The organism is Leptolyngbya sp. Heron Island J, assembly GCF_000482245.1.
GTDB lineage: Bacteria > Cyanobacteriota > Cyanobacteriia > Phormidesmidales > Phormidesmidaceae > Leptothoe.
Window position 1 is genome coordinate 163858 of the sequence record NZ_AWNH01000043.1, and the last position, 15910, is coordinate 179767.

At 47.8% G+C, this 15910-nt stretch carries 14 protein-coding genes; 8 read left to right on the forward strand and 6 right to left on the reverse strand.

All coding sequences use genetic code 11. The annotated features are described in order from the left end of the window. Positions 1–513: 513 nt before the first annotated feature. Positions 514–1980 carry an ABC transporter substrate-binding protein gene (locus N836_RS52415; RefSeq protein ID WP_023072840.1) on the forward strand — a complete coding sequence of 489 codons (1467 nt, stop codon included), beginning with the start codon at positions 514–516 and terminating at the stop codon, positions 1978–1980. Positions 1981–2116: 136 nt separating this feature from the next. Here the strand turns inward: N836_RS52415 and N836_RS52420 are convergent, their stop codons facing one another. Both N836_RS52420 and pdxR read right to left on the reverse strand, forming a co-directional pair. Beyond that, positions 2117–3985 carry a GTPase family protein gene (locus N836_RS52420; RefSeq protein ID WP_023072841.1) on the reverse strand — a complete coding sequence of 623 codons (1869 nt, stop codon included), beginning with the start codon at positions 3983–3985 and terminating at the stop codon, positions 2117–2119. Between the two features lie 181 nt (positions 3986–4166). After that, positions 4167–5624: a MocR-like pyridoxine biosynthesis transcription factor PdxR gene (gene pdxR, locus N836_RS52425; RefSeq protein WP_023072842.1), complete on the reverse strand. Its 1458-nt coding sequence runs from the start codon at positions 5622–5624 to the stop codon at positions 4167–4169. A gap of 154 nt (positions 5625–5778) precedes the next feature. On the opposite strand from pdxR, the gene N836_RS52430 reads away from it, so the two are divergent. Continuing rightward, positions 5779–6447 (forward strand): M24 family metallopeptidase, encoded by a 669-nt coding sequence (locus tag N836_RS52430; protein WP_023072843.1) that lies wholly within the window; start codon positions 5779–5781, stop codon positions 6445–6447. Between the two features lie 44 nt (positions 6448–6491). Then, positions 6492–7211 (forward strand): MOSC domain-containing protein, encoded by a 720-nt coding sequence (locus N836_RS52435; RefSeq protein WP_023072844.1) that lies wholly within the window; start codon positions 6492–6494, stop codon positions 7209–7211. A gap of 409 nt (positions 7212–7620) precedes the next feature. On the opposite strand, the gene N836_RS52440 is transcribed toward N836_RS52435, so the two are convergent. Continuing rightward, entirely contained in the window at positions 7621–7929 is a 309-nt protein-coding gene (locus N836_RS52440) for a hypothetical protein (RefSeq protein ID WP_023072845.1), read from the reverse strand. A 232-nt stretch (positions 7930–8161) separates the two neighbouring features. Here N836_RS52440 and N836_RS52445 point away from each other — a divergent pair, with 232 nt between their 5' ends. After that, entirely contained in the window at positions 8162–9964 is a 1803-nt protein-coding gene (locus N836_RS52445) for a response regulator (protein ID WP_023072846.1), read from the forward strand. Positions 9965–10007: 43 nt separating this feature from the next. Here N836_RS52445 and N836_RS52450 read toward each other — a convergent pair whose 3' ends face one another. Then, positions 10008–10397, reverse strand: coding sequence for a hypothetical protein (locus N836_RS52450; protein ID WP_023072847.1), 390 nt, complete (start codon positions 10395–10397; stop codon positions 10008–10010). 325 nt (positions 10398–10722) lie between these two features. Here N836_RS52450 and N836_RS73325 point away from each other — a divergent pair, with 325 nt between their 5' ends. From N836_RS73325 to N836_RS52460, 3 genes are read left to right on the forward strand one after another with little or no spacing between them, the layout of a single operon-like run. Next, positions 10723–12648, forward strand: a complete 1926-nt coding sequence (locus N836_RS73325) for a PAS domain-containing sensor histidine kinase (RefSeq protein WP_023072848.1) — start codon at positions 10723–10725, stop codon at positions 12646–12648. Beyond that, the gene (locus N836_RS52455) at positions 12645–13025 is read left to right on the forward strand and encodes a response regulator (protein ID WP_023072849.1); all 381 of its coding nucleotides are present in this window, start codon (positions 12645–12647) and stop codon (positions 13023–13025) included. Before N836_RS73325 ends, N836_RS52455 begins: the two co-directional genes overlap by 4 nt. 46 nt (positions 13026–13071) lie before the next feature. After that, entirely contained in the window at positions 13072–13644 is a 573-nt protein-coding gene (locus tag N836_RS52460) for a Uma2 family endonuclease (RefSeq protein ID WP_023072850.1), read from the forward strand. Positions 13645–13692: 48 nt separating this feature from the next. Here N836_RS52460 and N836_RS52465 read toward each other — a convergent pair whose 3' ends face one another. Beyond that, the gene (locus N836_RS52465; RefSeq protein WP_023072851.1) at positions 13693–14049 is read right to left on the reverse strand and encodes a hypothetical protein; all 357 of its coding nucleotides are present in this window, start codon (positions 14047–14049) and stop codon (positions 13693–13695) included. 1056 nt (positions 14050–15105) lie between these two features. Further along, entirely contained in the window at positions 15106–15507 is a 402-nt protein-coding gene (locus N836_RS52470; protein ID WP_071789051.1) for a WD40 repeat domain-containing protein, read from the reverse strand. Positions 15508–15600: 93 nt separating this feature from the next. On the opposite strand from N836_RS52470, the gene N836_RS52475 reads away from it, so the two are divergent. Further along, positions 15601–15910: helix-turn-helix domain-containing protein (locus tag N836_RS52475; RefSeq protein WP_023072853.1), on the forward strand; the 310-nt coding region annotated here is incomplete at its 3' end.

Below are 15910 nucleotides of genomic sequence, written 5' to 3' on the forward strand. Positions count from 1 at the left end.
TTCTAAAGATAGAGGCATCAACCTTCAAGTTTTACTGTGGAGAATCAAGCACCCGCAGAAAGAACAGTTGAGACTTGCCCTAAAATCTCGACCACAACACAATGAATTCAGATCATCCGTACGGTGGCAACCTACGACCCTGCGGCCCTCATTATAGACATTCGTGAATAGTATCTCATATATTTTTGAAATCAAGAGTGCACACATCAAGATTAACTTTATATGAACGCTAACCTTTTTTGATACCTATGATTGGCAAACATCAAAAACACAACAAAATAAAATTCTTGTAATCGATCCTGACATTCATAACACCCTTAGAATACATTCATAGCGAAAGAGGTTAACCCCCACCAACAGAAGTTTGCTATGATGTCACCTCTCAGTCAGTCTCGCTCGTTAGACCATTTATTATACCCTCAGGAAACAAGCAGCAGGATCTCTTTACGCTGTGATGTCTGTGGAACTTTTCATTCCACTCAAGATCACTGGAATGTAATGGCAGATATAGAGATGCCTCAGAATCCAGCTGATCTGATTGATGACCTGGTGAAGATGCGGGTTTATCAGCCAACTGCTATGGAAGCAGCTGATTCGATCACCCAGGCAGAGCTGCGAACAGCTTTGTTTATTAGCATGGTTGGTCAAGGTAAACCAAAACGAGAGCGGCTAGTAAGAGATTTAATTAAATTAGCTGGCGGTCTTGACCAGGCATTTAGTGCAGCCTTTGGTCCGAAAGCTGGTGAGTTTTTCAATGATGCTAAACGTACGAGTCAGGTGACTCGACGCAAGTTTTTACAAAATATTGCTGTGGGGGCTGCCCTTGTCACTTTAGCCAATTGTGGCTCGGCCTCAGAGCTAGCAGAAGAGACTGCTGGTGAGGCTCCAGACGTTGGAAATCTAGAAAAAACTAATCTAAAGGTCGCTTTTCTGCCGATTACGTGTTCAACCCCTATTATTATGTCGGAGCCGTTGGGCTTCTATGATAAATATGGTCTCGATGTAGAATTAATTAAGTATTTTAGTTGGTCAGTTGTGAGAGATGCGGCCATTGCCGGTGACCTGGATGCTTATCACATGCTAGCGCCTATGCCTATCGCCATGTCTCTTGGACTAGGTTCAGCGCCTTTTCCGGTGAGGTTAGCGAGTATTGAAAACAATAATGGTCAAGGCATTGCTGTTGCTAAGAAACACCTAGGCAACATCAATGGTCCGGAAGATTTTAGGGGCATGAGCATTGGTATTCCCTATGATTACTCTAACCACAATCTGCTGATACGCTATTATCTGGCATCTGGGGGATTAGATCCTGACAAAGATGTTAATCTGTTTATCTTGCCGCCACCGGATGCGATCGCACAAATGGCCGCGGGCCAAATCGACGCCTTTATCCTGCCCGATAACTTTGCCCAGCGAGTAGTCCAAGACGACATCGGCTTTATTCACATGTTATCCAAAGATTTATGGGAAGGTCATCCCTGTTGCGCCTTCGTTGCTACCCAAAATTGGATTAACAGTAATCCCCAAACGTTTCGCGCCTTGAATAAAGCCATCATTGATGGAGCCAACTACGCTAACGACCCTGCCAACCGCAAAGAAATTGCGGCAGCCATTGCCCCACAACAATATCTCAATCAACCTCTAGCCGTGCTTGAGGCCGTCATGACCGGCCAGTTTGACGATGGACAGGGGAACACATTTGATGTGCCAGATCGCATTTACTTTGATCCGTATCCTTGGAAAAGTTTTGCCAGCTGGATTACCACTCAGCTAGTGCGTTGGAATTATATGCCCCCGGATAAAGCTACTAATGGGGGAGAAGACTTTTTCCTAACAGAGCTAGCAAGAGAACTAGCAATAGAGCTAGGTGTTGATGCACCCCAGGAGCTATCTCGGATCGAGAAAATGCAATTTGGTGATTTTGACCCCAATCAAGCAGAAAAATATTTGCAGGATCAAATCAACCAGTTTGGAGTGTAAACACTAGTTCCCATACCAAATCCAAGTTGGGTAAACCCGGCTTAAAAGTGAACAATTCTGCAGGGGTAGGCCTTGTTCCTGCCCTAAGCTATCGCGTTCTACTCTCAGTCCGTACTTCACTAAACACCAGGCCTCTCTATTCCTTGAGATACTGGGCATAGGCTTTTTCCAGATGACTTGTTTCTCCTAGCCAATAAGCTGTCAGGGCATGTCCCAAGGCCCAGGCAGCCTGCGCTGGCGGTGCGTCATTGTCCAGCAATGTCGGCCACAGCGTCAGCAAATCAAAGGTACTCTCTTCTTTAGCTAATAGATTAAACAAATCATAGGCCAGCTGCAGCTTACCGATGACAACTGGAGCCTGCTCCACCGGAATTTTTTCCATCAACGCCGCTGCCAACAGATCCGACCCCGTCATCATCCGCGAGATGTAACGTAAAATTGGGCTTTTGAGCAGTTCGGCTACCCCCTGGGTAGTTGTCATTTGAAAACTGTACTGCTCAATTAGTTTGGCAGCAGCCTGAGCCAGGGCCGTTTGATTAGTGAGAAACCGTGCCAGACGATATTGTTTTGCCTGTCCCAGGGTCTCCACTAACTGCAGAGCCAGGCTGTCATCATTCCAAGGGTTTCTATTGTTGTCATAGGTGACTAGCGGCATCACCCTATCTGGTGACACATCAAGGCTATCCACGCGATAGGCAACAGCATCACGAATCGCCTTTTCTTTAGGACGCTGTCCTGTTTGCCAGTCATAGGGCGGTTGCCATTCGCGTACAGGTCGTAATCGATCCACCTGGGTAAGCACCACCACCATGGGCGGCTGCGGCTCGGTCGCCTTGAGATCTTGCAAAAAAGTTTTATCGCTTTGCAAGGCAGGATCTAACGCCGGTGTTGCTAGCACCAATAAGTCTGCCTTAGCAGCCTGGTCAAGCACTAAATCACGGAAATCACCTCGTTCAATTTGTTCATAGCCAGGTGAATCAATCAGATTTAAAACTTCTCCAGTATCCAGCTGCCAGCTATATTGACAAACTTGCTCCGTACTGGGCAGCACATCCACCTCAGCCAAATCAGTTTTGAACAGGGTATTAATCAGACTGCTTTTACCAGCCCCTGTTCGCCCCACCAACATTAAAGAAACCGGTTTTTGTTCAACAGTTTCAGTAGGATTAGCCGTTTCTAAGATTGTCTGCAGCGTTGCAGTTTTAGCCTCCCCGTCTAATGTCTTAGAGGTGTCAGTTCCAAAGATCTCCGGTAGGGTATCACCACCATAGAGGGCCGCGGTTTGCTGAGCCAGATTTCGCAACGCCGTTTCCCGTAGCAGCTGGCTAAGATTTACCAACAGCTGCTGATTAGCCTGGGTTGTACTTTTTTGGCTAGCCATTTTTGCCGCCGCCGCTGCTGGATTAAGCAACCACTGAGCCCAGTTCCACACCCGCCACAGTTTACCCATGGAGGGTTCAAGTTTACGATAGATTTCATAGGCTTCATAGGCTTGTCCCACAGTCACCTGATTCAATACCGGGGCCAGCTGGGTCATCGCCCGGTCCATATCATCTACCGTACCGCGAATTAAACCATAGGCCTGGGGCACATATATATTGAGTAGCGGATACTTAACCTCCGGGTGATAGTGGTGAGCAACAGTGGCAACAACGCTCTGACATCGCTGCCAGAAGGCAGGCCAATCATCCCAAACAGGTGGGTCCTCTCGGGCTGCTGTCACAATGGGCTGCAGGGAGGTTTCTAAAACTTGATTATCTTCAAGATTAGCAGTTACCGAAGTTAGCTCTGATTTGACAGCAGTAATGATGCGTTCAATTTCACGGGGTTTTGTCCAGTAAACTAGTAGCCAGCGCCAGCCAACAAATACGAGTAAAATAACGGCCCAAATCCAGGTCAACCCCCAAGCACGTAGCTGTATACCTGCGGTAATCATGACAAAGGTTACAACCATCACCAGCGGCAACGCCAGGATAATCCACTGCCATCGTTTGAGCTCTACCATCGTTACTTACCCATCCGCTTTCTCTCAGTTTAAGCAAGCGGCTAAAACAGTAAAAGGGGAAACATCCGAACTTTTAAGCTGACAACGGCAGAATTTTATAGATTGTAGTACCCAGACTCCGGCTGGGCACTAGAATGGGCTCTACGTTACTCGTGTGAAATTGACGTCATTCTGCTCATGCTCAGAGCTGCTTCAATTGACTAAAGGCCTGGTGAATTTGCGATTCAGTCACTCTGCCAAATCCGAGAATTAAATGGTCTCTTTCCTGTTTACAATCAGATGGGTAATAATGATGGCCAGAAAAAACCTTTACACCCAGGGTGAGACATTGTTGGACCACCTTTAGGGCAGATTGTTCCGGTGGTAATTTAATCCAAAACTGTAAGCCGCCAGTGGGTGATTGCCATTGCCAGTGAGGAAAATCTCGTTGTAAATATTGAGCAATTAGATCGCGCTTTTTACGATGATGGACGCGCATACGGCGCAAATGATGATCGACGGTGCCAGACTTAAGTAATTCGGCTAACCAAAGCTGCAGGATCAGACTGGTTCCCCCATCCATTTGCCAACGTAAATCCATCAATTGCTGAATTATTTCCGGATGAGCAACGATGTACCCCACCCGTAAACCATTAAATAACGTTTTGGAGAATGTCCCTAAATAGATAACTCGCTCATTGTATTCAGCCGCTTTTAATGCCGGCAATGGGTGGCGGTTAAAATAAAATTCACTATCATAATCATCTTCAATAATTAATGCATCTTGTTGACTCGCAAGCTGCAACAGAAGTCCTCTGCGCTCAGGTGATAGTGTTACACCGGTGGGAAAATGATGTTCCGGCATCACGTAATGAAATCGGGCTGATTGGGCGGCCTCAGTGAGACAAATTCCGTCTGAGTCGACGGCACAAGGAATGCCTTGAAGCCCTTTTTTTATAAGATTTTGAGAAATTGGTAGATATCCTGGAACACCATAACTGAGGCTACCACCATGGGGGGCAAACAACTCAGCCAATAGACATGAAGATTGTAACGAACCATTGGTAATGAGTATCTGATCGGGAGAGGTCGTTATACCTCGGTTGGGTAAAACATGATGACAAATAGCATCTAGTAGTTCGGGATGACCGTTATTTTTTTCGTACCCTTGTAAATGGGTGGATGCCGTTTGCATCACCACTTGAAATGCCTTTTGCATAGCTTTCAGGGGCAGTAGATTTGTTTGAGCCAGACTGGGTGTAAAGCAAATCAAGGGTTGTTGAGGGGAGATGCTCTTGTCATTCAGGGTGGGTTGCCGCTCACCCTCAGGAGCAACTGACTTAGGGGTTGCCCCCATGAGCCATTGAGGTAATCCAGTGGTTGTTATTTGTTCCAAGGGAACGGCATGCAGCGACTCGACATCAGCAACGCTGGTACCTTTACCCACCTGGCCCTCACAATATCCCTGGGCGCATAGCTCTTCATAGGCTAGAACAACGGTACGTCGGGCAATACCGAGTTCTATGGCAAGTTGTCGACTGGGGGGCAATTGAAAGCCCCTGGGTAAATGCCCCGAAAGAATAGCCCCACGAATTTGCTCCATAATTTGCAGGTAATAGGGATGATGGGAGCGCTGTCGATCAAGCTGAAGGTGCAACATAATTGGTACACTATTTTTTCTTTGAATTGGTCCATTACATTAGTCCAATCTTTTTATAGGATGTAATGTGTCATTCAGCAATCGTTTGTAAGCCCATAAGCTTGAGAGACTTAAGGGTTCATAAACTACGTTTCAAGATTAGGACTGTCATTTTATGCACACCTTAGAACAACAGGTACTTGAAAGAACCCACGCTAATTTTTCTGAGGATCTATTCTTTGCAAGTCGTGACCGTTCGTTTGAGGCAGTCAGACGGATTTCTCAGCAAATTCAGGTTGGTATGCTAGAAGAAGAAGCCAATGCCATCGCGATCGCAACCCTGCAGGATATGGGCGCTCGCCAAAACTGGCATCAGCCCTATGTGCGCTTTGGCCCCAACACAATCAAAACAATTGGGGCAGCTTCAGCATCTGGCATTCGCCTGGGAGAAGATGATATCTACTTCATTGATGTGGGTCCAGTTTGGGGAAACTATGAAGGGGCTGCAGGAGATACCTTTGTCACAGGGGAGAATCTGATACTACGGCGCTGTGCTGACGATGTAAAACACATCTTTCAAACAGTATCAGACAAGTGGAAAATAGATGCCCTGGGGGGTAATAGCCTCTATAAATTTGCACAAGACACGGCCCGTCAGATGGGTTGGGTGTTGAATATGGATTTAAGTGGTCATCGCCTAGGTGACTTTCCCCATGATGTTTACTATAAAGGTGGTCTTGCAGATATCTCCTTTTGTCCGTCATCTAAGTTGTGGGTACTAGAGATTCAAATTCGTCACCCCCACAGGGCATTTGGTGCATTTTATGAAGATCTTCTCATTTGACACCATTAGTGCCGTCGTCAAATAATCTATTTACCGAAAGACCTATGAGCTTAGTAGAGACGCCTTACCTGACGTCAATACAGGTAGGTTTGGTTAAAAATTTAGGGGTTAAAAATGCACCTGACCCCATGGATCGGCCCTGGTCAACTGGCTTCTTTAAAGAACCGGTTGATACATCCATTTGGTTAGGTAAAACCAATTTAGAGGGAGACAGACAGGCTGACTTACGTCACCATGGTGGCCCTGAAAAGGCAGTTTTGGCCTATGCAGCTGAGCATTATCCTGATTGGCGACAACAGTTGATGAATCCAGCATTGCCCTATGGGGCATTCGGAGAGAATTTTACAGTGATTGGCCAAACAGAATCATCGGTGTGTATTGGTGATACCTATGGGGTAGGAGACGCTATTGTGCAGGTCTCTCAACCGCGTCAACCCTGTTGGAAACTGTCACGGCGATGGCACATTAAAGATCTTGCCCTGCAGGTACAACGCACAGGTAAAACGGGCTGGTATTTTCGAGTCTTACAAGAGGGGTATGTGACTCCTAATCAGCCGCTTATCTTAATCAATCGTCCCTATCCTCAATGGACCGTGATGCGGGCTAATGAAACGATGCATCACCGTACTACTAGTCGTGACTTGATGGCTGAACTGGCTGAACTGCCACTGCTGGCTCCAAACTGGCAGCGGACTCTGGCCAATCGTGTTAGCCAAGGCGTTAGGCTGGATGCAACACCTCGGTTAATCGGTGAAAATGAGTAGTAGGCGGTGGGATGCGATCGCATGGTTGATAATGGCTACTTGATCGTTTAAGACAACGTGAGTGCGGCGTTAAAGGATAGCCAATATCGAGCGGTCACGGGTTCAAATCCTGTTATTGGCTTTTAAGCACCGTTGTCGAATAACCCTTTATTTGTCATTGTTTTATCTCTATGAGAACCATGGCTGCTGTGCATTGCTAGCTGCCATTGCACCCCTCACCTGTATAGGGCATCCGTAAATATTGAGAGAGTTTTGCCATGCCACGTGATTTTAGACAGCGTAAACGCCTAGTTGGTCAGCCAGGGCGATGACAACTGGATGAAATCGCGCTAAGAGGGAATCAAGTATGATGACAAGCTCTCTTCGAGACTGTATGTCATGAAAGCTGGCCAGCAGCAATGAAGTCTTGTTATTCGTCTTCAAATTGTTCTAGGACTTCTGGTTTGATCGTGAGCTGTGGTTCAGTCTCAGCATCTTCTGCTGTCAGGCGTCGAATTTCTTCTTCAAACTGGGCATTGCCTGCTTCAAAGAAACGTTGAGCGCTATTAGGATAGGCCAAATCGGCGGCAAGCCTAGTTAGGCTGACTTGATCAAGTGTTGACACATGGGGAGCAGGCACCGTTTGGGCCAAGGCAGGCGTAGCGCAGGCTAAAAAAGTGACCGTACTGGCAACTGCTAATTTGTTTAAATCTGGGATAGGTACAGAAAATTGTTGCATCAATCCCTCCTGCTAACGGTAAATAGGGGAATATTTTAAGCACCGTCATCTCTATTCTAGAAAATTCCAGATAGTATGTGGGTAAATAGGGTTTAGTAAAACTAATAGAGTCATTTACTCTCCTTAAGGTAAATAATTTTTATAAAATGTTGTTAAAGTACAAGGGTTTCCGACTTACATAGATAAGTAGGGCTTCTGAAGCAAAGAAAAGAAAGTACTCTATCTCGGTGCGATGCGCATATTGTTGGTAGACGATGATGAAGTGTTGATGGACACGCTGGCCAATCACTTGATTCATCAGCGCTATGCGGTAGATATTGCCACGGGTGGTGAAAGTGCCCAGGGATACCTGGATATGTTTAGCTATGACCTGGTGGTGCTCGATCTTAACCTGCCTGATGGTAGTGGGATTGAATTTTGTAAGGCCTTTCGTGGCAACGGTTACGAGCAACCGATTCTGATGTTATCGGCGACTAACACGCCTGCCCATAAGGTGAAGGCGTTGGATGCAGGGGCTGATGACTATGTGGTTAAACCCTTTGATTTAGATGAGTTGGGCGCTCGGATTCGAGCGCTGCTGCGACGGGAGCAGGTGGGGCTGCCTACAGTGCTGCAGCTGGGGGGGATTAACCTGGACCCAAGTACCTGTGAAACCAACTACAACGGTGAACCAGTCCATCTGACGCCTAAGGAATTTGCGCTGCTGGAGTTGTTTTTACGCCGACCCAATCGGGTTTATAGCCTGGATGCCATCATTGATGATTTGTGGGCCTTTGAAAATCCACCGAGTGAAGATGCGGTACGGACTCATATTAAGGGGCTCCGACAAAAGTTGAGTATGGTGGGGGCTCCTAAGAATTTAATTAAAACAGTCTATGGGTTGGGGTATCGGCTAAATGTTAGTGAGGTGCCAGAGCCAGTAACCCCTCGGTCAACGACAACCGTGGCGGTAGAGCAAGCCTGGAAGAAATATCAGGGGGTAATGCAGGAACGGGTGGAGGTATTGGAACGAGCTGCGATCGCAATCGAACAAGGTACCCTGGGACGCGAACTGTATCAAACCAGCCAAATGACAGCCCACAAGCTAGTGGGTGCTCTAGGGAGTTTTGGTTTTCCCATGGGTTCCACCCTGGCCCAGCGACTAGAAAAGTTATTACAAATCACACCATCCACCGATATTCCAGCCGCCCAGTTTCATCAATTGGTCCAACAGCTACGCCATGAGATCAATGAAACGTCAGTGGAAGACGCGACTGAAACCGTAACAGCCGGGGCTCCTTTGCTATTGGTGATTAGCCCCGATGGCAAGCTAGTAGAACAACTTAGCCTGGCGGCCACGCAACAATCCCTACAGGTGCGTCAGGCCAATACCCTGATCCACGCCCAGCGGTTATTGCAACAGATTAAACCCCAAATCGTTATTTGTGATCTGCTCGCCTCAACCCAAACTAATGAATCATCGGACCAGCTGCCGGACCAGCTCCTGAAGGATATTTCCAGTTTTACTAAACAATTTCGCGGGCCGTTTCTACTGCTGTTGCCCACGCTACCTACCGCCGTCCGGTTGCAGTTAGTGCAAAAAGGTGCAAGTCAGCTATTAGACCGCACCAGTCCGCCTCATCAGCTGATTACAGAGGCCTTAGAGGTGATGCGGTCCACCACCACCGCCGCCAAAATTGTCATTGTGGATGACGATCCGCAGATTCTAAAACTATTACAGGTAAGTCTGACCCCTTGGAATTTTGACGTGACTCCCCTGACCAACGGCAAACAGCTTTGGGACACCCTGGCAACGGTTAACCCCGATGCCCTGGTGCTGGATGTAACGATGCCAGAGATGAGCGGGTTTGAAATTTGTCAGCTACTGCGGGCCGATCCACGCTGGCGGAATTTGCCAATTGTATTTCTTACCGTACATGAAGCCGAAACTACCCGAGGTCGAGCCTTTCGCTTTGGGGCCGATGACTTTATTAATAAGTCCGTCGCCACCTCTGAGCTGGCTGTGCGCATTCTGAATCAAATCAACCGCCCATAGATAGACCATAGAAGTCCATAAGACAGTATGCTGACGACCTGTCTTATACCAGACTGGGCGGATAGTAGCCTAACCCTTCGACAAAGCGAGTGCAAAACTCATGGAGCTCATTGGGATCGGGGGCTCCGTGGGACACGACTACCACTTGATATTCGTTCATTACCTGGGTGGGTGTCTGTCCCTGGTCCAGGGCTCTGAGCGTATGCCGTAACTGCATTGATGGCTCATGGGGCATGCCATTTTCCTTCAGAAAAGCGATTAAATCTTCCTCTGCATCTATGTCCAGGGGATTGCTCAGCTTTAAACGCATCACCCAGCGATCCACTAAATAGATCACCGTCAGGGATTCTAACGATAGATGAACCATCTGAGATACGCGGTCCATCACCCTGAGGATCAGACTCACATTTGCAAAGCTGTAGAGATATTGCATTTACCTTGCCTCCTAACATTTCTAACCTACGGGAAGAATCTGAAGAAAATGTGAGGATTGAGGCTGTCAATAGGCTTTTCTCAAAGAAATAAATCGTGTCCGTGGGCTATAACTGCTAGCTTTTCTCATGGTCTGTAAAACCCTGTCAAGCTCTGAGCTAGGGTACAAATACTGACCCTAGGACCACTCGGATAAAACAGCCCAGGGTGGCTGCTGCTACCTTGCTGCTCTGTGGGTTTCTAAAAGATGAGGATCTGTTACCGTTATCCATAGATTTGACGAACGGCTGTATTGGATTTTCAATTTAGGGTAGTGAGCTTTGCCTATGGTTGGCTCTGAGCAGGAGCAAGTTAATCCATCATTGATTGAGCAAGACTTAGAGCTATTTTTGGCGATCACTCCAGGCTTGCTCTGCATCCTTGATTTTGATGGCTGCTTTAAGCGGATTATGCCTCAGGCTGCTAAGCTGCTTGGCTATGATGTGGCGACGTTAATCGCGCAGCCATTTGTTGACTTGGTGCATCCAGACGATCGGCAAGAGAGTCAGGATGCGATCGCACAGCTCACGCAGCAAACCAGCCCGGTTAGCTTTGAAAATCGCTATCGCTGTGCCAACGGCGGCTATCGTCATTTAGTCTGGAATGCCCGTACCCATGACAATGTAATCTATGCAGCGGCGACCGATATCACCGAACAACGGCAGGCCGAACAATCATTACGCCAGGAACGGGAATTTTCAAAATCACTGCTGAATACGGTCAATGTCCTCAACGAACGCATTCAAACCGAATTTGCCCTGCTGACCAACCAGCAGACCCTGGCCAATATTTTTGACCTGGCTGGGGAAGCAATTATCTGCATTGATCAGCAACAACAGATTCGGCTCTATAACCAGGCGGCTGAAAATATATTTGGTTACACCGCCGCCGAAGCCGTTGGTCAACCCTTGGATTTGCTATTGCCAGAAACGGCGCGGATGGTTCACCATCAGCATGTTAACAAATTTAGCAAATCGTCTGTCCCCGCCCGCCGCATGGGAGAACACCGAGGTCAGGTACACGGTCGGCGTAAAAATGGCGAGATTTTTCCGGCCGAGGCATCCATTTCTAAAAGTAAAACCAGAGAAGGTCTGTGGTTTACGGTCATGCTCCAGGATGTGACCGAACGGCTACAGGCAGAAGCTGCGATTCGGCGCAGTGAAGAACAGCTGCGGACCACCACCAATGCACTGCCGGTGCTGATTGCCTATATCGATGCCAATGAACACTATCGGTTTAATAATTATGCCTATGAAGCCTGGTTAGGGGTGCCCTACAAATCCCTGGAAGGACAGTCGTTGGAAAAGGCCCTGGGGCCAGACATTTACAATACTATTCAGCCCTATTTACAACAGGCCCTGGCCGGTCAGAGCGTTGCTTTTGAAGCGGAATTCCCCGATATGGATCGTCCGTATCACTGGGTTAGCGTTAGCTATCAGCCCGATATTCAAAATGGTAAAGTCTGTGGTTGCTTTGCCCTGACCCAGGATATTAGCGCCCACAAGGCGACCGACCAACTAAAAAATGAATTTGTTTCGGTGGTTAGCCACGAGTTGCGGACGCCGCTCACATCAATCCATGGGGCACTCAAGCTATTGACTACCGGACAGCTGGGGCAGCTGGTTCCCCAGGGGCAGGAGCTATTAGAAATTGCCCTAAAAAATACGGAGCGGCTAACTCGGTTGATCAATGATGTACTCGATTTAGAGCGGATCGAGTCCGGTCGGATCAAAATGATCAAGGTGCGCTGTCAGGTGGCTGATTTACTAGAGCAGGCGGCTCAGGCGATGATGCCCATGGCCCAGACCCATGGGGTCAAGGTCGAGATCGCGCCGACTGATGCTTATATTTATGCGGACCCAGATCATATTGAACAGACGCTGACCAATCTGTTGAGCAATGCGATTAAATTTTCTCCCGGTGGGGAAACGGTATTGCTCAGGGCCGTAGAACAGCCTCACCAGGTATTGTTTAAGGTAATTGACCATGGTCGGGGGATTCCTGAAGATAAGCTGGAGACTATTTTTGAGCGGTTTCAGCAGGTGGATGCGTCGGATACTCGCAAACATGGTGGCACTGGCCTAGGTCTGGCGATCTGTCGTGAAATTGTGCAACACCATGAGGGTCGAATCTGGGTGACTAGTATTCATGGTCAGGGCAGTACATTTTGTTTTACGTTACCTAAGACGCCGATTCAAGATGTGCCATCATGACTTGCCGACAGATTTTATTGATCGATGATGAGACGGATATTCAAACTGTTGCCAAAATTGGCCTGACTCTAAATACTGACTGGCAAATTATGACGGCGAATTCGGGTGAGGCAGGGTTGGAAGCTGCGATCGCAAACCCACCGGATGCGATTTTGTTAGATGTAGCGATGCCAGGAATGGATGGGTTAGCCACCATTGCTGCTTTAAAGCAAAATCCGGTCACCGCCAGAGTACCGATTATTTTCCTTACCGCCAAAGCTCAGGCCTCCGACCGTCGACGATTATATGAAGCGGGAGCATCGGGGGTGATTACAAAACCCTTTGACCCGACGACGTTGGCGAGTCAGGTGGCTGGATTCTTAGCCTGGCAGTTATAAAAGCGACTAGCGTAAAATTAATGCAGCCGCCAGGAGATCCGTTGCGATGGTACAGGCCAAACTTAAACTCCAAACCTTTGATGACTACCTCGCGTATACCGATGGTACAGAGGCCTACTATGAGCTGACTAATGGGGAACTGATTGCAATGCCACCAGAGTCAGATGACAATCTTTACCGAGCCATGAAGCTCTATGAAGCTCTCAAGGAGTTGATTGGTATGCGTCAGATCCGCTTACAAGGCTTAGCGTTAGCCATGCCAGGTCAACCTAAAAATCGATATCCTGATCTGACAGTCTTGCAACCAGAGCATCCTGAGCTGATGAGGGAGCTGGGACAGGCAGCGATTACTCTAGACATGCATCCGCCAATGTTGGTGGTGGAGGTGGTCAGTCCTGGAGCAGAAAATCATCGGCGAGATTATGTTGATAAGCGTAATCAGTATGAATGGCGGGGGATTCCGGAATATTGGATTGTGGACCCGGTAAAACAACAGGTAACGGTATTGTCGTTAACGGCAGAGGGCTATGAGGAAGCTATTTTTGTTGAGGATGAGATAATCGTATCTCCGACGTTTACTGACTGGTCGTTGACGGCGGCGGCCATGTTGTTGGTGTAAGGCTGAATGCCAGGGGGGCTGAACTCCCCCGGTCATATTGATTTCAAGCTAAACGGCAACGGTGGTACGACGATTGGGGCGTTTGCGATCGCTCTTTTTAACGCCACCGGCCATTTCGTATTCGTCGCTGTCTTTGCCAAATTTGACGGCCAAACCCAACAACATTTGTTCAGAGTAAGCAGCTAGTTCGCGTTCGGCTTCTAGCATTTGGTTATGGAGAGCATCTAGATTTGATAGGGCTGTATTGTAGGCGCTAATCTTTTGACGCAGGTCGTCGATATTGTTGCCGTAGGTTTGGACGGTGAGTCCGTTGCTGAGTTCGAGTTTGGTGTTAATGGATAGCATACCGGCGAGGCGGCGCTGGGCTTTGTCAAGGGTGCGAGAGCTGCGTTTGGGTCGGGCCATTGTGGTTTTGTTTTGTAGACTGCACGTTCCACTGTGTGGAACAGGCTTAGTATGTGCATTTTTTGACGTGAGGCTCTAGGTAATTGTGGGGATTTTTTATAGCAGCTGAACAATCGGGCTACGTGGTTTTTGGGGTAAGGAGCAATTGACAACATAATTTCTACGTAAGCGGCCCCTGAGCGGAGTCGTTGGCATTGCCGCCCCAGAGGGGCTAGAGCGTGCTGACTGGGGAAGTTGGCTGAGCGGAGTCGAAGCCAACGATTATATGGGACGGTTACATTTCTATGAAGAGAGGTTATTTTACTGATGTTATTTCTAGGATCTGTTCTCTTTAAGTGTGCGAACTATTTTGTGAGATAACAAGCCTCCTGGAAGCCCTCAAACCCCCAATCCTGGGGGGCTTCAGAAACTATTCCCTCAAAAGACTTGTAGGAGAGTGGGAACTCAAAGTCCCCCAGGATTGGGGGATTTAGGGGGCCTGGACAACGGTTGCCTCATCGACAATATTGCTAAGGAATGAGGATTCAATTAGGTCCTATCTTTTACCCTACAGGTGTTCCATGGAACGCCTCTGCAGATAACATTTTTGGATCTGATAAAATCCTGATCCCTAAACATTGAATTAGCCAGCAGTATCTTCTAAAAGGGAGAAAACTCCCAAACTCTATTGCCTCCAGAAAAAAATCATCCCAAAATACAATCTCAAGACAGAGATTCCACGTACCCGTTACTCCCAAACTTGCTCTGAGCAACGCCAACCAGGAAACCGATCAAGTCGAGCCCCTAGACAAATGCCTTAACCAATAAGACGATATCGACAAACGTCTTCCTGGTCGGGCCGACACGACAAGCTGTATCAAGATCCATGTATTGTGTCAAGCCGACACGACAAGCTGTATCAAGATTCATTTATCGTGTCGGGCTTCCACGGCAAGCTGTATCAAGATCCGTTTGTTGTGTAAGCTTTAATGTTTTGACTGCATCAATAAACGTTTACCCTGACAGCCTGACAGCCTTCTCTGAAGCAGTTTTTGTTGATGAGGTGGGAAGAAACACTTACTCGATGTCGTCCGGGGCATCGCGATCAATGGCTCCCATCAGTTTGAGGGCGGTGCGTTGGGCCTCAGTTAGTCCAATTGTCCCGGTAATATCAAGATCAACACACAGGTCGTCTTTGATGATCAGCAAACATTCACCCGTTGCCACATCCCACAATCGAATTGTCCTGTCCTCACTGCTCGAGGCTAACGTTTTCCCATCTGGACTATACGTCAATGACAAGATAGTCAATTGATGGCCTTCGAGCGTTTTCAGACACTCCCCTAACTCTACAGACCACAGTTTGATACTATTGTCAAAACTGCCTGAGGCCAGCGTTTTTCCATCCGGGTTATACACCACTGACACGACCATCGCATGATGACTTTCAAGCGTTTTCAGACACTCCCCTAACTCCACAGACTACAGCTTCACACTATTAGACTTAATCGGAAATAAGGTCATTTGCTAGAATAACTGCTCGTATCCCCCCTCAGGTTAGGTCAGATGAGAATGCAATATGCAACTCTGAAAAATAAACCTCGTACGCTTCGCAGCTTAACGGGTTTCAACCCATCTGAGTTTGAGGCATTGCTGCCGAGTTTCAGTGTGGCTTGGGAGCGTTTTGTCTCAGAGACGTTCAAGCGTTCAGGGCGCAAGCGTGCCTACGGAGCAGGTCGCAAAGCCCATCTGAAACAACTAGAAGACAAGTTACTCTTTATCTTGGTGTACTTCCGGATATACCCGACGCAGGAAGTTCACGGCTACTTGTTTGGTATGAGTCAAGGGCAAGCGAATGAATGGATCCATCGGCTTACAGGGG